The sequence below is a fragment of the Roseovarius pacificus genome, from assembly GCF_900142665.1.
Taxonomy (GTDB): Bacteria; Pseudomonadota; Alphaproteobacteria; order Rhodobacterales; family Rhodobacteraceae; genus Roseovarius; species Roseovarius pacificus.
Map to the genome: position 1 here is coordinate 365,011 of NZ_FRBR01000001.1, position 19,826 is coordinate 384,836.

Sequence of the window (19,826 nt, forward strand, 5' to 3'; positions counted from 1 at the left end):
GCGGAAGGAAAAGCGGGTTCCGTGGGTCGTCCATCACTTTCCGGGGCAGAAGAGGCAGATCGCCCCCGGACGGGACTTGGGACAGTCAGTCAGACACATCGGCACGCTTGGGGACAGGCGATGTATCGGGCATGACAGACGCGGAACGTCGCAGGCAGAAACTCAGACAAGCCCGGGCAGGTACAGCCCCGCCACCAGCGTGACCATCAGCGCGGCAGCCCCGATGAAATCCCCCAACAGGGTCTCCGACGAGCGTTCAGCGGTGGTTTTGATCTGGCGAAGCATGGGCGGCTCCTTTCCGTTTGGCTTTGTTGCCTCTTTGTTCTCATCTTCTTAGCGTCTTGTAAAGAACTTTATGAGAACATTCGCGAACTTTAGCGGAATATAATCACTAAGCCGCTGAATTTACGGCAAAGTTTTTGGAACGCCCCTACCCGACGGAAATCAGCCTGATCGCCTGATCCTGCTCCATCAGCCACAGCAGCACCCGTGCCGCCCGGCCGCGTTCGCCCTCCAGCGCCGGATCGTCGGTCAGCAGCTTGCGCGCATCCGTCTGCGCCACTGCCATCAGCGCCGATTGCGCCTCCATATCCGCCACACGGAATTTCGGCAGGCCCGATTGCGCCGTCCCGATCAGATCGCCCGCCCCCCGCATTTCCAGATCGACCTCGGCGATGCGGAACCCGTCTTCGGTGTCGCGCATCGTGGTCAGCCGCCGTTCGCCACCCTCGCTCAGCGGGGCCTGATACATCAGCAGACAGGTCGAGGCCGCCTCGCCCCGCCCGACACGCCCCCGGAGCTGATGCAACTGCGCCAGCCCGAAATGCTCGGCCCGTTCGATCACCATGATCGAGGCATTGGGCACATCCACCCCCACCTCGATCACCGTGGTCGATACCAGAACCGATGTATCGCCACGCTGAAACGCCGCCATCGCCGCGTCTTTTTCCTCGGGCGGCATCTGGCCGTGCACCAGCCCCACCACCCCCTCACCAAGCGCCGCGCGCAGACGCGTGAACCGATCCACCGCACTGCTGAGGTCCACCGCCTCGCTTTCCTCGACCAGCGGACACACCCAATAGGCCTGCCGCCCCTCGGCAATCGCGCCGCGCAGGTGATCCACCACCTCGTCAATGCGGCCCATATTGACCAGCGCCGTCTTGATCGGCTTGCGCCCCGGCGGTTTTTCATCCAGCACGCTCACATCCATGTCGCCATATTGCGCCAGGGACAGCGAGCGCGGGATCGGCGTGGCCGTCATCACCAGAACATCGGCCTGCGCCCCTTTCCTGCCCAGTTCCAGCCGCTGGCGCACACCGAAACGGTGCTGCTCGTCTACGATGGCCAGCCGCAGATCGGCGAATTCCACGTCCTTCTGAAACACCGCATGGGTGCCCACCAGAATCTGTATATCCCCGCGTTTCAACGCCTCCAGCTTGACGCGGCGCTCGGCCCCCTTGTCGCGCCCGGTCAGGATTTCGATGACCACGCCCGCCGCCTCGGCCAAGGGGCGCAACCCCTGCAAATGCTGCCGCGCCAGAATTTCCGTGGGGGCCATCATCACCCCCTGCCCGCCGGCCTCGACCGCGATCAGCAGCGCCTTGAGCGCGACCAGAGTCTTGCCCGCCCCCACATCGCCCTGCAAAAGGCGATTCATGCGGGTCTCTTGCGCCATGTCCCCCGCGATCTCGGCAATGGCGCGTTTCTGCGCCCCGGTCAATTCGTAAGGCAGCGCCTCCAACACCTGTGCCTGCAACGCGCCCGTACCCACCGTCGCGCGCCCCTTTGCGCGCCGCAGTCGCGAGCGGGCCAGCGCCAGCGTCAACTGATGCGCCATGAATTCATCATAAGCCAACCGCTCGCGCGCCGGATCGGCAGCCGCCAGATCGCCCATATCCTGCGGGTTATGCGCGCGTCTCACCGCCTCGGCCCAATCGGGCCAGCCGGTTTGCGCCTTTTGCGCGGGGTCTATCCACTCGGCCAGATCGGGGGCGCACGTCACCGCCGATTGCGCCGTCTTGCGCATCACCTTTTGGGTGACCCCGGCAGTCAACGGATAAACCGGCTCGAAATCAGGAATTTCCCCGGCCTCCTGCGGCTCAAGGATATGATCGGGATGCACCATCTGCGCCATCCCGTCGAACAGTTCCACCTTGCCCGACACCACACGCCGCGCGCCCGTGGGCAATATTCGCCGCAGGTATTCGTCACGGGCATGGAAAAACACCAGTTGAAACGCCGTCGCCGCATCCTCGACCGTCACGCGATAGGCCCCGCCGCGCCGCGAGGGTGCGCGATGCTGGCCCACCGTCACCTCGACCGTGACAACACCGGGCAATTCGGCCCCCTGCACCGTGTCGCGCTTGCGCCGGTCGATCCCGGAATACGGCAGGGTAAACAGCATATCGCGCGGCTTTTTGATATCCAGAGCGGCCAGGTTCTGCACCGTTTTGGGGCCCACACCCTCCAGCGTGTCGAGCGCCGCGAACAGCGGAAACAGGGGTTCGGGCCGCCCGCTCATGCGTCCCCGATGAGGCGCAGCCAATCATCCTCGTCGATTGTTTCGACGCCCAGATCGGCAGCCTTTTTCGCCTTGCTGCCCGCGCCGGGCCCGGCGACGAGCAGATCGGTCTTGGCGCTCACACTCCCCGAGACCTTGGCGCCCAGGGATTCCGCCCGCGCCTTGGCCTCGGCACGGGTCATCTTTTCCAGCGTTCCGGTAAACACCACCGTCTTGCCCGCCACCGGGCTTTCCGACGCCGGTGCATCGGGCGGCACGATCGTCAAATGGGCGCGCAACGCGTCAAATGCCGCGCGTTCCTCGGCATTGGCGAAGGCATCGCTCAACGACAAGCCCAGGATCGCGCCGACCCCGTCGATCCCGATCAGGTCCTCCCAGGCGGCGCTCGCCTGCTGCGGCACCTCGCATCGTGCGACAGCGGCGGCGCGGGTGTCCTTGATCCGTGCGCGACGGCCCTCTTCGGCGGCGGCGATCCTCTCGGCCTCTTCTGCCTCGTCCGCGGCGCGATGGGCCAACGCGGCGGGGCGCGCCTCGTCCAGGGCGCGCGCCATGGCGTCCCAGTCCCGGTAATGCAGCGCCAGGTCGCGCGCGGCCACCTCGCCCACATGGCGGATGCCAAGGCCAAAAATCAGCCGCGCCAACGGGATGGTGCGTTTCTCGTCAATGGCTGCGAACAGATTGCGCGCCGAGGTTTCGCCCCAGCCATCGCGGTTCTTCAATTTGGCAAGGTTCTGCGCATCGCGCTTTTCGAGCGTGAAGATATCGGCAGGCGTGCGGATCGGCAGGGTCTCGTCATGATAGAACATTTCAACCTGTTTCGCGCCCAGACCCTCGATATCAAAGGCCGCGCGGCTGACGAAATGCTTCAATTTCTCCACCGCCTGCGCCGGGCAGATCAGCCCCCCGGTACAGCGGCGCACCGCATCGCCCTCTTCGCGAATGGCCTCGCTGCCGCATTCGGGACAGGTGTGGGGGAACACATAAGGCATCGCCTCCTCGGGGCGCCTGGACAGGTCCACATCGGCCACCTTGGGAATGACATCGCCTGCGCGGTAAATCTGCACCCAGTCACCCACGCGAATATCCTTGCCGCCCCTTATCTCGTTTCCCCTGGCATCACGCCCGTCAATATAATCCTCGTTATGCAGGGTCGCGTTGCTGACCACGACGCCGCCGACTGTGACAGGATGCAACCGCGCCACCGGGCTCAGCGCGCCGGTGCGGCCCACCTGAATGTCGATCCCCTCCAGGTGGGTCCAGGCCAGTTCGGCGGGGAATTTGTGCGCAATCGCCCATCGCGGCGTGGTGCTGCGATAGCCCAGCCGGTGTTGCAGCCCCAGATCGTTGACCTTGTAAACCACCCCGTCGATGTCATAGCCCAGTTCGGCGCGCTGCTGCTCGATCCGGCGATACTGTGCCAGCATCTCGTCCGGACCATCGCACAGCGCAGTCAGCGGGTTGGTCTGAAACCCAAACCTGGCCAGCCGCTTGATCGCCTGCATCTGGGTTTCCGCCAGCGGTTCCGAATGCTGCCCCCAGGCATAGGCGAAAAACTTCAGCGGGCGGCGGGCGGTGATTTTCGGGTCCAGCTGCCGCAGGCTGCCTGCGGCGGCATTGCGCGGGTTGGCGAATGTCTTGTCGGATTTTTCCGCTTGCCGCGCATTCAGCGCCTCGAAGTCCGCATGCGCCATGTAAACCTCGCCGCGCACTTCCAGCACTTCGGGCGCATCCGTCAGCGTCAGCGGAATATCGTCGATGGTGCGCGCGTTGGCCGTCACGTTTTCGCCCACGGCGCCATCGCCGCGCGTCGCGGCCTGTACCAGCTTGCCGCCCTCGTATCGCAGCGACAGGCTCAGCCCGTCGATCTTGGGCTCGCTGGTATAATTGAGCGGCGCATCGCGCTCCATCCCCAGATAACGCCGAATGCGGGCATCGAACTCGGTAATCTCGTCCTCTTCGAACGCATTGCCAAGGCTCAGCATACGCACGGCATGAGTGACTTTCCCAAAGGTTTCGGCAGGGCCGAATCCCACCCGGTCGCTGGGGCTGTCGGCACGTTTCAAGTCGGGGAAACGGGCTTCGATGGCGCTGTTGCGGCGCACCAGCGCATCATACTCGGCATCCGCCATGATCGGCGCGTCGTCGGCGTGATAGGCCCGGTCGGCCCGCGCCAGAACATCGGCCAGCCGCGCCAGTTCGGCTTTGGCCTGCGCCTCGCTCAATTGCTCAACAGCCACCTGCGCCATGTCCGCATCTGCCGCTGCTTCGCCCTTGCGCTCTGCCGTCATCGCAGCTCTCCGCCCTTGTCCCCGGTGCCGGTCCGGCCCCGTTCCATCGGGTCAAAGTGATAGGGCGCGCAACGCCCGAGGTCCAGACCGTGAGTGGTGGCAAGTTGCCTGAACCTTGTCGGTCGGTGGGCTCAGGCGCCGATGGCCAGCCGTTCGTCGCCCATCTGTTCGGGTTCCGGATCACGCAGCACATAACCCCGGCCCCAGACGGTTTCGATATGGTTGTGGCCGCCGGTCGCCTCACTCAGCTTCTTGCGCAGCTTGCAGATGAACACGTCGATGATCTTGAGTTCCGGTTCGTCCATGCCGCCATAGAGGTGATTGAGGAACATTTCCTTGGTCAGGGTCGTGCCCTTGCGCAGGCTCAGCAATTCCAGCATCTGGTATTCCTTGCCGGTCAGATGCACCGGCTGGCCATCGACATCAACGGTCTTGGCGTCGAGGTTCACATTGATCCTGCCCGTCCGGATCACCGATTGCGAATGTCCTTTCGAACGGCGGATGATCGCATGGATACGCGCCACCAGTTCTTCGCGATGGAAGGGCTTGGTCAGGTAATCGTCGGCCCCGAAGCCGAACCCCTTGATCTTGCTCTCGGTATCGTCCGCGCCGGACAGGATCAGGATCGGTGTTTCGATCCGCGCCAGACGCAACTGGCGCAGCACCTCATGCCCGTTCATGTCCGGCAACCCCAAATCCAGCAGGATCAGATCGTAATCGTAAAGTTTGGCCAGATCGATCCCTTCCTCGCCCAGGTCGGTCGTGTAGACGTTCAGGTTTGCATGGGTCAGCATCATCTCGATACTTTTCGAGGTCGTAGGATCGTCTTCCACCAGAAGCACACGCATAAAAAATCACTCCGCTAGGTATTCACAAGTGTCCGAGCGACCTTGGCCGAAATTGGTTAACCACAAGTTACCCGAACAGAACAAATAGAGACTTCTCCTTACGGTTGTCCAGCGCCTCTGTGCCGCACCGTGGCTTTCAGGCCCTTCGCACCATGCAGGCTCAGCGCCTCGATCCACTCATGAAACTCCTCTTCGCTCAGCCCGTAACGCTTTTGCGCCTCGACCTGCGATATCAGCCCGTGCAGCACCCCGCGCACCACTGCACGCTTGCGCGCCACCGTCCAGCGCCGGGTATCGCCGGGCGGTAGATCGGCCCGGCTCATGACGCTGCCATCGGGCAATGTCACCGCCCGCAGTCCCTTGACCCGTTTCAAGAACATCACACTCACCCTTTTGTCGTTCACCGCACAAATCCTGCGCGCACACGCTTAACGAGCGGTGAAACCCGCTCTTGAGAGTGTTTAGGATTTTCCTATATTCCGCACGATCAAGGAGACCCGCACATGCCCCTCGACACGACCCTCAATTCCCTTGGCTTCGCCAAGCCCCCCGCCGAGACTCGCGTCGTCGTCGCCATGTCCGGTGGCGTGGACAGTTCGGTCGTGGCCGCGCAACTGGCCGAGGAAGGCTATGACGTGGTCGGCGTGACGCTCCAGCTTTACGATCACGGCGCGGCGCTGGCCAAGAAAGGCGCCTGCTGCGCTGGCATCGACATCCACGACGCCCGCCGCGTGGCCGAGGACATGGGCTTTCCCCATTACGTGCTGGATTACGAGAACATCTTCCGCGACGCAGTGATCGACGAATTCGCCGACAGTTACCTTGGCGGGGCCACCCCCGTACCCTGCATCCGCTGCAACGAGCGCGTGAAGTTCAAGGATCTGCTGGAAACCGCGAAAGACCTCGACGCCGATTGCATGGCCACCGGCCACTACATTCAGCGCAAGATGGGCGCGCATGGCCCCGAACTGCACAGCGCGGCAGATGCCAACCGCGACCAAAGCTATTTCCTGTTCTCGACTACACCGGAACAGCTCGATTACCTGCGCTTCCCGCTTGGCCATCTGCCCTCCAAGGACGCCACCCGCGAACTGGCCGCCCGTTACGGCCTGCAAGTGGCCGACAAGCCCGACAGCCAAGACATCTGCTTTGTCCCCGATGGCAATTATGCCAGCGTGATCGAAAAGCTGCGCCCCGGCGCGGCGGAACCGGGTGAGATCGTCCATGCCGACGGGCGCGTTCTGGGCACGCATGAAGGCGTGATCCACTATACCATCGGCCAGCGCCGCGGCCTTGGCATCGGCGGGCTGAGCGAGCCGCTTTATGTGGTCAGGCTGGATGTGGACAACAAGCGCGTCGTCGTCGGCCCCAAGGACATGCTTTCAACCCGGATCGTGCCGGTGCGCGAGATCAACTGGCTGGGCGACACGCCCTTTACCGACCGACCCGAATGGCACGTGTCGGTCAAGGTCCGCTCCACTCGCCCCCCGCGCGAGGCGATCATCCGCCCCCTGTCGGACACCGAGGCCGAGGTCGAACTGCTGACTCCCGAAGAAGGCGTCAGCCCCGGTCAGGCCTGCGTGTTCTACGAGACCGGCGGCAGCCGCATCCTCGGCGGCGGCTGGATCTGGCGCGGCTATTGAAACGCCGCGCCACACCGTAGGGTGCGCATTCATGCGCACCGCCCCAGTCGCACCGGTGTAACAACATGAACGTCAGCACAGGTTCACGTCAGTAAGCCTCAGTCGTCCTTGGGCAGACGACGTTCCATACGTTGCGCCAGTGCATCTTGATCCGATGCCCGCAATCCCGCGATTGCGCCACGATAGTCACGCTCCTCACGGTTCTGGCTCAGCTTCGATTTTGCGATCATCCGGGTGACCTCGATACGAAACGCAACGATTCCGCCCAGCATTTGCTGCATGTACTCGCCCGGAGCGTCGGCCATGCGCCAGGCATTCCTGCCGTTCACCCTGCGCTCGTGAGTGCGCGTCAACAGCCCCACAGCCGCACGCTTGGCATGCTCGTCGTGCTGAAACGTGATACCGCCATATGCGTGAACCACCTGATAATTCCATGTCGGAACATGCCGATGGTGGTCCTGTTTCGTCGGGTAATAATTCGGCGAGACATAACCATCCTCGCCGCGAAAGATCACCAGAACCTCCTGCCCGTCGGCAAGTACCCGATGCATCTCGTTGGCCAGAGCGACATGACCGATCAAATTCGAATCCGGCCCGGACAGCAGAGGGATGTGATTGGCGATCATGCCCTGTTCCGTTTGCGCCACGATGCAGGCAAGAGGCGCAGCCTCCATGATTGTCTTGATCTCCTCCGGAGCGATCTCCTGAAAATGCGGCGGAATATACATGCCTGGGGCCCTTCTGAATGGCATTCGCCAGCACAGCTCTGTAGAGGACTGGACAGTCCTTCGCAAACCTGTGCCTGCGACGCATAAACAAAAGAAAACCCCGCCCTTCATCACAGGCGGGGCTTTCGGTCTGTCAGGCGCGGCGCGTCAGCCTGCGGCGGCCACGGCGCGTTTGGTCATGACGCCCACCAGATGCGCCCGGTACTCGCCCGAGCCATGCAGATCCGAGATCATGCCATCGCCCGAGAGGCTGAGCCTTTCGATGGCATCGGGCGAGAAGTTCGAGCCAAGCGCCGCCTCGGCCTCGGACCAGCGGAACACGCCCTCTTCCGACGCGCCGGTGACGGCCACGCGCACCCCATCGGCGTATTTCGCCACGAAGGCGCCCACCAGCGCAAAGCGCGATGCGGGTTGTTCGAACTTCATATAGGCGGCCTTCTCGGGCACCGGGAATTTGACCTCGGTGATGATCTCGCCCTCGTCCAGCACGGTGGCGAACATCCCCTCGAAGTAGTCGTCAGCGGCGATTTCGCGCGTGTTGGTCACGATGATCGCCCCCGAGCCGAGCGCCGCCGCCGGATAGCATGCCGACGGGTCGTTATTGGCAAGGCTGCCGCCGATGGTGCCCCGGTTGCGCACCGCCGGGTCGCCGATGTTCCCGGCCAGTGCGGCAAGGGCCGGATATTTTCCCGCACCCGCCGCCACCTCGGCGTGGGTGGTGGCCGCGCCGATGCACAGCCGCCCCTCGTCGTCCTCGCTGATGCCCTTGATCTCGTCGATGGCGGTCAGGCTGACCAGCACCTCGGGCATGGCCAGGCGCTGTTTCAGCGTCGGGATCAGCGTTTGCCCTCCGCCAAGCGCCTGGTTTTCATCGGACGCGGCCAGCAGTTTCACCGCATCGGCCAACGTGGTCGGGCGTTCGATATCGAATGCATACATTGTCGGTTTCTCCTTACTTGGCCGATTGAATGGCTTGCCAGACACGGCCCGGCGTCACCGGCATGTCCACATGATCCAGCTTGATACCGCCCGATTGCAGCGCGTCGACCACGGCATTGACCACCGTGGGGCTGGAGCCGATGGCACCTGCCTCCCCGCAGCCTTTGACGCCAAGCGGGTTGTGGGTGCAGGCCGTGCCGTTGGAATGATCCACCGAGAAGAACGGCACATCATCGGCGCGCGGCATGGCGTAATCCATATAGCTGGCCGACAAAAGCTGCCCATCCGCATCATAGGAACAATTTTCAAGCAACGCCTGCCCGATCCCCTGAACCAGGCCGCCATGCACCTGCCCGTCCACGATCATCGGATTGATCACATTGCCGAAGTCGTCGGCGGTGGTGAACCGTTCGATCGTGACCTTGCCGGTGTCGGGATCGACCTCGACCTCGCAGGCATAGGCCCCTGCCGGGTAGGTAAAGTTGTTGGGATCGTAGAACGCCGTTTCTTCCAGCCCCGGCTCGATCTCCTCGAGCGGATAGTTATGCGGCACATATGCGGCAAGGGTCACATCGCCCCAGGCCACCGACTTGTCGGTGCCCGCAACGCTGAACTGGCCGTCCTTCAACTCGATATCGGCCTCCGAGGCCTCCATCAGATGCGCGGCGATCTTCCTGGCCTTGTTGATGATCTTCTCGGTGGCGCGCACCATGGCCGAACCGCCCACAGCAATCGAGCGCGACCCATAAGTGCCCATGCCCATCGGTGTGTTGGCGGTGTCGCCATGTTCGATTTCGATCATGCTCTCGTCGATCCCGATCATGTCGGCCACCACCTGCGGGAACACGGTTTCGTGCCCCTGCCCATGACTGTGAGAGCCGGTCATCACGGTGATGCCGCCGGTGGCATTGACCCGCACGGTTGCGGATTCGTATAGGCCCGCACGCGCGCCCAGCTGTCCCACCAGATGCGACGGCGCGATGCCGCAGGCCTCGATAAAGCAGTTGATGCCAAGACCGCGCAGCTTGCCGTTCTTCTCGCTTGCCGCACGGCGCGCGGCGAAACCGTTGAAATCGGCCCGCGACTCGAGCTTGTCCATCAGCCGGTGGAAATCCCCCGAGTCGTATTCGACCGCCACCGGGGTGGCATAGGGGAACTCAGTCACGAAATTCTGCCGGCGCAGCGCAATGGGATCGAGCCCCAACTCGCGCGCCGCCTTGTCGATGACGCGCTCAAGCTGATAGGTCGCCTCGGGGCGGCCCGCGCCGCGATAGGCATCGACCGGCACCGTGTTGGTAAACACCGCCTTGACGTTCACATAGATCAGCGGAGTCTTGTAATTGCCCGCCATCAGCGTGCCATGCAGCCATGTCGGAATGGACGGCGCAAAGGTGGACAGATACGCGCCCATGTTCGCGTAGGTTTCGGTACGCACGGCGGTGAAATTGTTGTCCGCATCCAGCGCCAGTTCGATCTTGGTCACATGGTCGCGCGCCTGCGCATCGCTCAGGAACGCTTCCGAGCGGCTACAGGTCCATTTCACCGGACGGTTCAGTTCGCGCGCGGCATAGGTACAGAAGGCCTCTTCGGCATAGTGGTAGATTTTCGACCCGAAACCACCGCCCACATCCGGCGCCACGACGCGCAGCTTGTGTTCGGGAATGTTCAGCACGAAAGCCCCCATCAGAAGGCGGATCACATGCGGGTTCTGAGATGTGGTGTAAAGCGTGTGTTCGCCGGTGCCGCGATTGAAATCGCCCACGGCCACACGCGGCTCCATCGCGTTGGGCACAAGCCGGTTGTTGATCAGTTCCAGCGTGGTGACATGCGCAGCCGACTTGATGGCGTCATCGACGGCCTGCTTGTTTTCCTCGACAAAACCCCAGTCGAAACACAGGTTGTCGGAAAGATCGTCATGCACTTTCGTGCTTCCGTCCTCAAGCGCGGCCTTCATGTCGATCACGGCGGGCAGGTCTTCGATGTCGAGCTCGATCGCCTCGGCGGCGTCCCGCGCCTGCTCGCGCGTCTCGGCCACGATGGCGGCAATGGGATCGCCCACATGGCGCACCTTGCCCTCGGCCAGGATTGGATGGCGCGGCTCTTTCATCGGCTCGCCAAACCGGTCGGTGACCTGCCAGCCGCAGGGAATGCTGCCCGCGCTTTCGAAATCCTTGCCGGTGAAGATACGGATCACGCCCGGCATGGCTTCGGCGCCGCTGGTGTCGATGCCGTTGATCTTTCCGTGGGCCACGTCCGAGCGCAGGAAATGCACATAGGCCTGACCATGCAGGTTGATATCGTCGGTGTAATTTCCGGTTCCGGTCAGGAACCGGGCGTCTTCGCGCCGCTTGCTGCTGGCGCCGATGCCTCCATCCTTTGGCATTGCAATTCTCCTCCCGTTGGGTGACGCGCAGGATCACGCGCCCTGTGCCGTGATCGGCTTATTCCGCAGCGATCTTGCTCACGTCCTGGCCGGATGCGGCCATGATCGCCTTGACGATATTGTGATAGCCGGTGCAGCGGCAAATATTGCCTTCGAGGTAATCGCGCACCTCGGCCTCGGTCGGTGTCGGGTTTTCGGCCAGCAACGCCTTGGCCGACATCACCATGCCGGGCGTGCAGAAACCGCATTGCAGGCCGTGATGCTGGTGAAACGCCTCCTGTACCGGATCGAGCGTACCATCGGGCGCGGCCACGCCTTCGATGGTCAGCACCTCGGCACCGTCGGCCTCGGCGGCGAACATGGTGCAGGCCTTGACCGCCTTGCCATCCACATGCACCACGCAGGCACCGCACTGGCTGGTATCGCAGCCCACATGCGTGCCGGTCAGATCAAGCGTTTCTCGCAGGAATTCGACAAGCAGCGTGCGGCCTTCGACATCGCCGGACGCGGGCTTGCCATTCACGGTCATGTTGACCTGTGGCATTGAGAGTCCTCCCATTTGGCTTTTCATTGTGGCTGATTGAGAGTTAAGCACGGGTCCGGTCAGTTGAGAACCCGGTTTTTTCATTTTGCCGGGCGAGGATGACGCGGCTGCGGTCGCGTGGGAATTTCCTTGAGCAACCCGCCCACACCCATCGCCGCCATCGCCGCGCTGCCTACCGGAATGCCGCAGGCCACGCGCGAGAGCACCCAGTCGGCCCCGTGCAACACCGGTGACCGCGCGCTGCCCGGCAGGCCGATCACGGACCTGTCTCCGATCTGCCCCAGAAACAGCAGGTTTCCCGGATCGACGGGCAGACCAAAACGTTCCACGCGCCCGCCCGCAAGGCGCAACGCCTGCGGTGCCGTGTCATGCACATCCGACGTGGCCGACGCGGTGAGGATCAGCACGATATCGCCGCGCGCCTGCCTGATCGCATTGGCCAGCGCCGTCTCGTCATGCGGACAGCGCAGGGTTTCCAGCAGCGTCATATCCAGGCCGGTGATGCGGTTTTCCACCGCCTCGAGCCCCTTGTCGCCCGGCCCGCCGGGAATTTCGGTCAGGATCAGGCTGGCCGTCTCGTGAACCGGCACCGCCAGCCGGACCGCACCGAAAGCATGTTGCGCGGCACGGTGCACGGCCTCGGAAGGCACGCCGTAGGAAATGATTTTGACCGTCGCCACCATGCCGCCCGCGTGCAACTGACGATAAGGCGCGACGGTAGCCACCGTGATCATCGGATCGACGGCATTCGCCGCATTGATCCGCCCGGCATGCAGAACCACCACCCCGGCCCGGTCTGCGATCAGGTTGACCCGCCCCGTGAAGGGCTGCGTCAGGTGGATATCCCCCGCCCCGTCCAGCATGGCGCTGGCCAACGTCTGCGCGGCGGCATCTTCGTGCATATCGTCCGGATCAAGCCGTGCAACCGTCACCTCGGCAATCCCGGCAGCCTGCAACTGCGCCAGATGCCCGGCCGTCAATATCACCCCCTTGCGCAACCGCCCGGCAGGCAGTTTCAGGGAATGCGCCAGAATCGCGCCCGCCGCCTGTTGCACCGGAACCGGGCCGAATTTCATACGCCCTGCCTCAGAACCCGTGTCATTTCCGCCAGAATGCTGACGGCGATCTCCGCCGAGCCAGCCGCCCCGATATCCAGCCCGATGGGCCCGTGGATCAGGGCGATCCGATCATCGCCATAGCCCTTGTCGCGCAAGCGTTCGACACGTTTGGCATGGGTGCGGGTAGACCCGAGCGCGCCGATATAGAACACATCGCTGGCCAAAGCCTGTTCCAGCGCCGGATCGTCCAGTTTCGGATCGTGCGTCAGCAGCACCAGCGCGGTTCGGCTGTCCAACCCGAAGGCCTGCACCCCCTCGTCGGGCCAGTCGTGCAGGATGGTTTCGCCGGGAAACCGTTCGGCACTGCCGAAACTTTCGCGCGGATCGATCAACAGCGGATCATAACCCGCGATTCGCGCCATCGGCACCAGCGCCTGCGCGATATGCACCGCGCCGACGATGATCAGGCGCAACGGCGGGTTGTGAATGTTGACGAAGGTTTCGCCATCCTCCTCGAACCCCGAGCGATCCATGCGAAAGCGCTCGCTATGGCCGGTGCAGTCCAGCCGCCGCGCGACCTCGAGGCCGGTCACATAGGCGACGGGCTCCCGCGCGGCGCGCGCTGCAACCAGCTCTTCCAGCAGATCGACAGGCATCACCGGGCCGATAGGTTCGACCAGAACGCGGATCGTGCCGCCACAGGCCAGCCCCACGGCAAAGGCATCGCCATCGCTGACCCCGTATTCCAGCATCACCGGCTTGCTGTCTTCTATGGCGTCCAGCGCCTCGGCCACTACGGCCCCCTCGACGCACCCGCCCGAAACCGAGCCCGCGATTTCGCCCTCTCCGGAAATCGCCAGTTGACTGCCCACGCGCCGGGGCGCGCTGCCCCATGTCTGCACCACCGTGGCCAGCGCCGCGCCCTTGCCCGCGCGGTGCCAGTTCAGCGCGATCTCGGGAATGTCGTCAAATCGGTCCATTCGCATTCTCCCTCACGGGGGCAATATGGGACCCGTGAGGGCGCGCGACAAACAAAAAAGACCGCCCCCGCGATGCGGGAACGGCCCAGTGGTCGGAATGATTTATCCGTGCTTATTCGGCTGGGGCCACGGCCTCGCCACCGCCACGCAGGCGTTCGGGCAGTGCAATGGCGACGGCAACGAAGGCCAGCCCCATGACGATCCCCAGAATGTCGCCCGACACCGGCAGGATGCCGTCATAGCCCGAACCCGGCACGGTGCCGAGGGTCAGCTTTTCACCCTCCAGCAAACCAGCCGATTTCCACGCCGGATAGGTGACCATATAGGCCGCCGCCCCCAGCAAGCCGCCTGCAATGTAGAACAAGGCATCTTTGCGCCCGGTGGCGGCAGCACACACGCCGGTGCCAGGGCAATAGCCCGCAGCGGCCCAGCCCCCGCCCAGAAGAAGCCCGCCGATGAACACGCCGGCATAGGCGGTTTTCACGCTCATGTGCCCGACATCGACAAGGCCCAGCATCTGCCCCCCGAACATCAGAACCGAGGCGGTGCCGATGGCCAGCAGGATGGTTTTCATCAGGTGCAGGTTGGTGAGGTTCAGCATTTTGCCGATCCAGTTGGGGTTGGTGGCCCCGATCCGGTCCAGTACGGCGCCGAATGCGGCACCGATCACGACTGCGAGTATGATGGATGACATGGCTCAGCCCTCCCGCTTGTACATCATGATGGCGACAGGCACGGCGGCGGCAAACGCCCCTGCGGCGAAGATATAGCCCGACACGGCGGTCTGCATCATGCCCGACATCATGTGCCCCGAGGTGCACCCCCCTGCCAGACGCGCGCCGTAAAGCACGATGAACCCGCCAAGGAAGGCGACGGTATACCGCTTCAAGGGCGTGTCGCCGTAATTCGCGTACCAGATCGCGGGCAGTTTGCGTTCCTCCGCAGGCACGCCACCGCGCGCCATCGCCGACAGGAACGCACCAAGCGCCATGGCCAGCACGAAAACGAAACTGTAGTTCAGCGGATTGGCCGCGTTTCCGGCGTATTTGCCGTCCGATTTGGCCATATAGGCGTTCGTCGAGGTATAGCCGTCATCGGTCTGAGTGATAAAATCGGGCGAAACGGCATCAGCAACGATTGCATCCAGAATGACGAACTGCGTGGAGACGCCGATCGGCTTCACCAACAGAACCGCCAGAAAGAACACGAGCCCCAGAACCACCCCACCGGTTTTCCAGTTGAGGACCATTGGTTTTCCTTCCAGAAATTACATTCTGATAATTGAATATAATAAATATCGAATATGTGCAACGATTCCTCTGCGATGTAACGGCCAGGGGCGAACTGCGCCGCGCTCAGCCGTCCAGCATCGCCATCAGCCGGGCCTTGTCTCCCATGTCGTCCGGGCGGGAAATCGCCTCGGCCAGCTCTTCCAGCGTGGCGATGGAATGGCCCGCGCGGAAGGCATCGACATGGGGCAGCATGGCGCGAATGCCGGTGGCGCGCGGCGCGAACCCTTCCCACCGCAGCAACGGGTTGAGCCAGATCAGCCGCCGCGCACTCAGATGCAAACGCTCCATTTCCTTGTCCAGCGCCTGTGCATCGCCCCGGTCCAGCCCGTCGGTGATCAGCAGCACCACCGCCCCCTGCCCCATCACCCGGCGCGACCAGTCGCGATTGAAGGCATGCAGGCACTCACCGATGCGTGTTCCCCCCTCCCAGTCCTGCGCCTCCTGCCCGGCGGCGGCCAGGGCGGCATCCACGTCGCGGGTGGCAAGATGCCGGGTGATGTTGGTCAGGCGCGTCCCGAAGGTAAAGGCGTGCACCCTGGCCCACCCGGCCCCCTTTTCATTGGCCACCGCATGCAGGAAATGCAGCACCATGCGGCTGTACTGGCTCATCGAACCGGAAATGTCGCACAACACCACCAGATTGGGCCAGCGCGGGCGCGGCTTTTGCAGATGCACGCGGCGCAGCTCACCGCCCCGCCGCATGGCCGCGCGCAAGGTGCGCCGCGCATCCAGACGATGCCCCTGAGGGCTGGCCATGCCGCGCCGGGATTTGAGCGGCTTCACCGGCAATTGCAGCCGCGCCAGCATCCGTTTGGCCTGCGCGATCTCGGCGGTGGACATCTGTTCGAAATCCAGCGTGCGCAGGCGTTCTTCGGCCGACATGGTGGCCGAGGCGTCGATCTCGATCAGCGTTTCCTCGGTGTCCCCGTCGCCTTCTGACGCGGGCATTTCGGGTTCGATCCCGTCCAGCAACGCCTCGGCGGCGCGTTTTTCCGCCGATTGGGCGGCCCGCTCCTCCTGCACGCCACGAATGGCGGGCAGCATCATCGACATCATGTGTTCCATGTAACGCGGATCGCGCCAGTACAGGCGGAAGATCTGGCCGAATACCACGCGATGTTCGGGGCGGTTCACGAAACAGGCGCGCAGCGTGTAATAGAAATCGTCTCTCGAGGTGAACCCGGCCGCCTGCACCGCACGGATCGCGTCGATCACCCGGCCCGGCCCGATAGGCAGCCCCGCCTTGCGCAGGGCGCGCGCGAAATGGGTGATGTTATGGGTCAGCCGGGGATTGTCCGGCAAGTCGAGCGCGGGATATTCAGGCATGCGATTGCAGAGGATCTGGACCGGAAAGAAGGCTCATGCCCGTTCCAGTCCCGCCCGCGCCTCATCCAGTATCCGTTTGGCCTCGGAGCCCTGCAATTTCTGGATGTCGTCCTGGTATTTCAGGATCGCGCCAAGGGTGTCGGAAATCACCTCGGGGCTGAGAGACACCACATCGAGCGCCAGCAGGCATTTGGCCCAGTCGATGGTTTCCGCCACACCCGGTTTCTTGAACAGGTCCTCGGTGCGCAGGCGCTGAACAAAGGCCACCACCTCGCGGCTGAGCGCCTCGGCGGCCTCGGGGGCGCGGGCGTGCAGGATTTCGATTTCCCGGTCGAAACCGGGATAATCCACCCAGTGATACAGACAGCGCCGCTTGAGCGCGTCATGCACCTCGCGGGTACGGTTCGAGGTCACGATCACGATGGGCGGCTCGGGCGCGCGGATGGTGCCCAGTTCGGGGATGGTCACCTGAAAATCGCTCAGCGCCTCCAACAGGAAGGCCTCGAACGGCTCGTCGGTGCGGTCCAGCTCGTCGATCAGCAGCACCGGCGCGCCGCCCGGCTGCGGACGCATGGCCTGCAACAGCGGGCGTTCGATCAGGTATTGTTCGGTGAACAGCTCGTCCTTGAGCGCATCGCGGTCCGCACCCGCCCCCTCGAATCCCATCGCCTCGGCGGTGCGGATGGCGATCATCTGTTCGGCGAAGTTCCATTCGTAAACGGCGCTGGCGGCATCCAGCCCCTCATAGCATTGCAGCCGGATCAGGCGGCGGCCCAGCATGGCGGCCAAAGCCTTGGCGATTTCGGTCTTGCCGACCCCCGCCTCGCCCTCCAGAAACAAGGGACGCCCCAACGTCAGCGACAGGAACACCACCGTCCCGAGCGCACGGTCGCAGACATATCCCTGATCGCCCAGCATCGCCTGCACATCGTCGATCGAGCCCGGTATCCGTGTCATTCCCGCCTCCCTCATGATTGCCCATGACAAGTGCACGGCAAGCCACGACCCGTCAAGCACCGCGCCGGTTGCAACCGCTCGACAAATCGGCCGGGAAGGCCGAAAAGACCCTTGGATTCTTCAAAGTTCTGCCCAGATTCGTTTCTATCCACCGGGCCAGCCGCCAGACCCACAGGCTGTTGGAAAAATGGGCGGACATTTGGTACGAGGACCGAGCAGTATGCAGGACAGCCCGCGAAGCTTTGACATATCCCTGGCCGGTCTGGGCTGGGCGGACTGGCTGCGCGCCGCCGACGAGATCGTCGAGGCCGACGGCCATGTCGAAACCCTGGGGCCCGATCATGCCGCCGTCTTCTACGAAGACAAGCCCATCCTGCTCGTCACGTTCGAAACGCACAACGGGCTCGCCAGCCTGTCGCAGGCCGCACATCCCATCGGCTGGACCTTGGTCAAGGCGCTTGGCTGGTCGCACCTGTCCGTGATCGCCCGCGAAGACAGCTGGTTTCGCGATCGCCACATCTACGGCTATTTCGACCGGCTGGCCGATGACGGTTTCTTCGACGAGTTCGACCAGGTGATTTTCTATGGCGCCGGGGCCTGTGGCTATGCGGCGGCGGCGTTTTCGGTGGCCGCGCCGGGGGCCAGGGTGCTGGCGCTGCACCCGCAGGCCACGCTCGACCCACGCGTGACCGAATGGGATGACCGCTTCACGCACATGCGGCGCACCGCCTTCGACGACCGTTACGGTTACGCCCCCGACATGCTGGATGCGGCCGAACGTGCGGTTGTGATCTACGATCCCGAAGTCCGGCTCGACGCCATGCACGCCGCATTGTTCACCCGGCCCAACGTGATGAAATTCCGCATGCGGTTTCTGGGCGAACAGCTCGAGCGCGACCTGATGGGCATGGGCGTGTTGCTGCGCATACTGGCGCAGTTCAGCGCCGACCGGCTGGACCGGCGGGCCCTGGCACGGCTTTACCGCGCGCGCCACACCCATGTGCCTTATCTCAAGCAGGTTCTGGCGCGGCTCGAACAGGACGAACGGCTTTACCTGACGGCCCTCTGGTCGCAATGCATCCTGCGCCGCACACCCGGCCCCCGCTTCCGGCGAGCCTCGCGCGCGGCCTATGCCGTGGCCGAAGAGCAAGGCCTGGCGATGCCACCCCGCGCCGTGGAGTGATCCCGCCCCAGGTGGGACCTGCGTTTTTGCGCCTGTTCCATCTGGCACCGTGCCGCACGATTGTGTAAAGCGCAGGGCATGAGCCAAAGCCTGACCCTCCGCCGCCCCGACGACTGGCACCTGCATCTGCGCGACGGCGCGATGCTGCGCGCCGTCCTGCCCGAAAGCGCGCGCCACTTCGCCCGCGCGATCATCATGCCAAACCTCGTGCCGCCCGTCGTCACGTCGGATGATGCCCGCGCCTATCGCGACCGCATCATCGCCGCCCTGCCCGAGGGCGCGGCGTTCACGCCGCTGATGACGCTCTACCTCACCGAAGAGACAGCCCCCGCCGACGTGGCCCGCGCCCATGCCGAGGGGCTGATCACCGCGGTCAAGCTCTACCCGGCGGGCGCCACCACCAACTCGGCCAGCGGCGTGCGCGATTTCGACAAGGTCCGCCCGGTGCTCGAAGCCATGGCCGAGGCGGGCTGCCCGCTCTGCGTGCATGGCGAAGTCACCGACCCCGAGATCGACATCTTCGACCGCGAGGCCGTGTTCATCGACCGCGTTCTCGATCCGGTCCGCCGCGCCACTCCGGGGCTGAAAGTGGTGATGGAACATGTCACCACGCGCGACGGGGTGGAGTACATCAAATCCGCCGACAGCGGCCTTGGCGGCACCATCACCACCCATCACCTGATCATCAACCGCAACCATATCCTGGTGGGCGGGATCAAGCCGCATTACTATTGCCTGCCCGTCGCCAAGCGCGAGGAGCACCGCCTTGCCCTGCGCGCCGCGGCCACCGGCGGCGATGCACGCTTCTTCCTTGGGACCGACAGCGCGCCGCATACCGATGCCAACAAGCAAAGCGCCTGCGGCTGCGCAGGCTGTTTCACCGCCACCAACACCATGTCGATCCTCGCCCATGTGTTCGAAGAGGAAAACGCGCTGGACCGGCTGGAAGGCTTCGCCGCACTCAACGGACCGGTGTTTTACGGCCTCCCCGCCAACGAGGACACGATCAGCCTGACCAAAACCGACCAACCGGTGGCCTATCCCGAACAGATCGTCACCGGCGATGGCCCCGTCACCGTGTTCGATCCCGGCTTCCCCCTGTACTGGCAGGTCGGCTGACCGCTTTCTTCTTGCCC

General features: G+C 63.9%; 18 protein-coding genes. 3 read left to right on the forward strand and 15 right to left on the reverse strand.

All coding sequences use genetic code 11. The features are described 5' to 3' along the window. Positions 1 to 162: 162 nt before the first annotated feature. From BUB53_RS23350 to BUB53_RS01805, 5 genes are all read right to left on the reverse strand, one after another. Complete coding sequence (locus BUB53_RS23350; RefSeq protein WP_268238414.1) at positions 163 to 285, reverse strand: hypothetical protein; 123 nt, start codon at positions 283 to 285, stop codon at positions 163 to 165. A gap of 145 nt (positions 286 to 430) precedes the next feature. Beyond that, positions 431 to 2,521, reverse strand: coding sequence for an ATP-dependent DNA helicase RecG (gene recG, locus BUB53_RS01790; protein WP_073032029.1), 2,091 nt, complete (start codon positions 2,519 to 2,521; stop codon positions 431 to 433). Then, entirely contained in the window at positions 2,518 to 4,767 is a 2,250-nt protein-coding gene (ligA, locus tag BUB53_RS01795) for an NAD-dependent DNA ligase LigA (RefSeq protein WP_073033668.1), read from the reverse strand. The genes recG and ligA overlap by 4 nt, the downstream gene beginning before the upstream one ends. Before the next feature lie 173 nt (positions 4,768 to 4,940). Then, on the reverse strand, positions 4,941 to 5,657 hold the full coding sequence (gene ctrA, locus BUB53_RS01800; RefSeq protein WP_073032032.1) for a response regulator transcription factor CtrA: 717 nt from the start codon (positions 5,655 to 5,657) through the stop codon (positions 4,941 to 4,943). A gap of 98 nt (positions 5,658 to 5,755) precedes the next feature. Further along, a complete protein-coding gene (locus tag BUB53_RS01805; protein WP_073032033.1) occupies positions 5,756 to 6,037 on the reverse strand; it encodes a DUF1153 domain-containing protein in 282 nt (93 codons plus the stop codon). 123 nt (positions 6,038 to 6,160) lie between these two features. Between BUB53_RS01805 and mnmA the strand changes: the two genes are divergently transcribed. Next, on the forward strand, positions 6,161 to 7,300 hold the full coding sequence (gene mnmA, locus BUB53_RS01810) for a tRNA 2-thiouridine(34) synthase MnmA (protein WP_073032035.1): 1,140 nt from the start codon (positions 6,161 to 6,163) through the stop codon (positions 7,298 to 7,300). A gap of 98 nt (positions 7,301 to 7,398) precedes the next feature. On the opposite strand, the gene BUB53_RS01815 is transcribed toward mnmA, so the two are convergent. The 10 genes from BUB53_RS01815 to BUB53_RS01860 all read right to left on the reverse strand — a co-directional run bounded on the left by BUB53_RS01815 (position 7,399) and on the right by BUB53_RS01860 (position 17,507). Further along, on the reverse strand, positions 7,399 to 8,028 hold the full coding sequence (locus tag BUB53_RS01815) for an FMN-binding negative transcriptional regulator (protein WP_073032037.1): 630 nt from the start codon (positions 8,026 to 8,028) through the stop codon (positions 7,399 to 7,401). Between the two features lie 147 nt (positions 8,029 to 8,175). After that, the gene (locus BUB53_RS01820) at positions 8,176 to 8,967 is read right to left on the reverse strand and encodes an FAD binding domain-containing protein (protein ID WP_073032039.1); all 792 of its coding nucleotides are present in this window, start codon (positions 8,965 to 8,967) and stop codon (positions 8,176 to 8,178) included. A 13-nt stretch (positions 8,968 to 8,980) separates the two neighbouring features. Continuing rightward, entirely contained in the window at positions 8,981 to 11,350 is a 2,370-nt protein-coding gene (locus BUB53_RS01825; protein ID WP_073032041.1) for a xanthine dehydrogenase family protein molybdopterin-binding subunit, read from the reverse strand. A 58-nt stretch (positions 11,351 to 11,408) separates the two neighbouring features. After that, on the reverse strand, positions 11,409 to 11,894 hold the full coding sequence (locus tag BUB53_RS01830; protein WP_073032043.1) for a (2Fe-2S)-binding protein: 486 nt from the start codon (positions 11,892 to 11,894) through the stop codon (positions 11,409 to 11,411). 80 nt (positions 11,895 to 11,974) lie between these two features. Further along, entirely contained in the window at positions 11,975 to 12,970 is a 996-nt protein-coding gene (locus BUB53_RS01835) for a molybdopterin-binding protein (RefSeq protein WP_073032045.1), read from the reverse strand. Further along, a complete protein-coding gene (locus tag BUB53_RS01840) occupies positions 12,967 to 13,932 on the reverse strand; it encodes an XdhC family protein (protein WP_073032047.1) in 966 nt (321 codons plus the stop codon). The genes BUB53_RS01835 and BUB53_RS01840 overlap by 4 nt, the downstream gene beginning before the upstream one ends. Before the next feature lie 112 nt (positions 13,933 to 14,044). Beyond that, on the reverse strand, positions 14,045 to 14,626 hold the full coding sequence (locus BUB53_RS01845; protein WP_073032049.1) for a YeeE/YedE thiosulfate transporter family protein: 582 nt from the start codon (positions 14,624 to 14,626) through the stop codon (positions 14,045 to 14,047). A gap of 3 nt (positions 14,627 to 14,629) precedes the next feature. Continuing rightward, positions 14,630 to 15,181 carry a YeeE/YedE thiosulfate transporter family protein gene (locus BUB53_RS01850; protein WP_073032051.1) on the reverse strand — a complete coding sequence of 184 codons (552 nt, stop codon included), beginning with the start codon at positions 15,179 to 15,181 and terminating at the stop codon, positions 14,630 to 14,632. Positions 15,182 to 15,287: 106 nt separating this feature from the next. Then, positions 15,288 to 16,550, reverse strand: coding sequence for a vWA domain-containing protein (locus BUB53_RS01855; protein ID WP_073032053.1), 1,263 nt, complete (start codon positions 16,548 to 16,550; stop codon positions 15,288 to 15,290). A gap of 33 nt (positions 16,551 to 16,583) precedes the next feature. After that, entirely contained in the window at positions 16,584 to 17,507 is a 924-nt protein-coding gene (locus BUB53_RS01860) for an AAA family ATPase (RefSeq protein WP_073032056.1), read from the reverse strand. A 220-nt stretch (positions 17,508 to 17,727) separates the two neighbouring features. Between BUB53_RS01860 and BUB53_RS01865 the strand changes: the two genes are divergently transcribed. Together BUB53_RS01865 and pyrC are read left to right on the forward strand one after the other, a co-directional pair. Then, positions 17,728 to 18,690, forward strand: a complete 963-nt coding sequence (locus BUB53_RS01865) for a phosphoadenosine phosphosulfate reductase (protein WP_073032058.1) — start codon at positions 17,728 to 17,730, stop codon at positions 18,688 to 18,690. Positions 18,691 to 18,768: 78 nt separating this feature from the next. Further along, positions 18,769 to 19,809 carry a dihydroorotase gene (gene pyrC / locus BUB53_RS01870; protein WP_073032061.1) on the forward strand — a complete coding sequence of 347 codons (1,041 nt, stop codon included), beginning with the start codon at positions 18,769 to 18,771 and terminating at the stop codon, positions 19,807 to 19,809. Positions 19,810 to 19,826 lie beyond the last annotated feature (17 nt).

Excerpts from the sequence above, each read along its gene's own strand:
- BUB53_RS23350 (WP_268238414.1), bottom strand. The coding sequence starts at position 285 with ATGCTTCGCCAGATCAAAACCACCGCTGAACGCTCGTCGGAGACCCTG.
- recG (WP_073032029.1), bottom strand. The coding sequence starts at position 2,521 with ATGAGCGGGCGGCCCGAACCCCTGTTTCCGCTGTTCGCGGCGCTCGAC.
- ligA (WP_073033668.1), bottom strand. The coding sequence starts at position 4,767 with ATGGCGCAGGTGGCTGTTGAGCAATTGAGCGAGGCGCAGGCCAAAGCC.
- ctrA (WP_073032032.1), bottom strand. The coding sequence starts at position 5,657 with ATGCGTGTGCTTCTGGTGGAAGACGATCCTACGACCTCGAAAAGTATC.
- BUB53_RS01805 (WP_073032033.1), bottom strand. The coding sequence starts at position 6,037 with ATGTTCTTGAAACGGGTCAAGGGACTGCGGGCGGTGACATTGCCCGAT.
- mnmA (WP_073032035.1), top strand. The coding sequence starts at position 6,161 with ATGCCCCTCGACACGACCCTCAATTCCCTTGGCTTCGCCAAGCCCCCC.
- BUB53_RS01815 (WP_073032037.1), bottom strand. The coding sequence starts at position 8,028 with ATGTATATTCCGCCGCATTTTCAGGAGATCGCTCCGGAGGAGATCAAG.
- BUB53_RS01820 (WP_073032039.1), bottom strand. The coding sequence starts at position 8,967 with ATGTATGCATTCGATATCGAACGCCCGACCACGTTGGCCGATGCGGTG.
- BUB53_RS01825 (WP_073032041.1), bottom strand. The coding sequence starts at position 11,350 with ATGCCAAAGGATGGAGGCATCGGCGCCAGCAGCAAGCGGCGCGAAGAC.
- BUB53_RS01830 (WP_073032043.1), bottom strand. The coding sequence starts at position 11,894 with ATGCCACAGGTCAACATGACCGTGAATGGCAAGCCCGCGTCCGGCGAT.
- BUB53_RS01835 (WP_073032045.1), bottom strand. The coding sequence starts at position 12,970 with ATGAAATTCGGCCCGGTTCCGGTGCAACAGGCGGCGGGCGCGATTCTG.
- BUB53_RS01840 (WP_073032047.1), bottom strand. The coding sequence starts at position 13,932 with ATGGACCGATTTGACGACATTCCCGAGATCGCGCTGAACTGGCACCGC.
- BUB53_RS01845 (WP_073032049.1), bottom strand. The coding sequence starts at position 14,626 with ATGTCATCCATCATACTCGCAGTCGTGATCGGTGCCGCATTCGGCGCC.
- BUB53_RS01850 (WP_073032051.1), bottom strand. The coding sequence starts at position 15,181 with ATGGTCCTCAACTGGAAAACCGGTGGGGTGGTTCTGGGGCTCGTGTTC.
- BUB53_RS01855 (WP_073032053.1), bottom strand. The coding sequence starts at position 16,550 with ATGCCTGAATATCCCGCGCTCGACTTGCCGGACAATCCCCGGCTGACC.
- BUB53_RS01860 (WP_073032056.1), bottom strand. The coding sequence starts at position 17,507 with ATGACACGGATACCGGGCTCGATCGACGATGTGCAGGCGATGCTGGGC.
- BUB53_RS01865 (WP_073032058.1), top strand. The coding sequence starts at position 17,728 with ATGCAGGACAGCCCGCGAAGCTTTGACATATCCCTGGCCGGTCTGGGC.
- pyrC (WP_073032061.1), top strand. The coding sequence starts at position 18,769 with ATGAGCCAAAGCCTGACCCTCCGCCGCCCCGACGACTGGCACCTGCAT.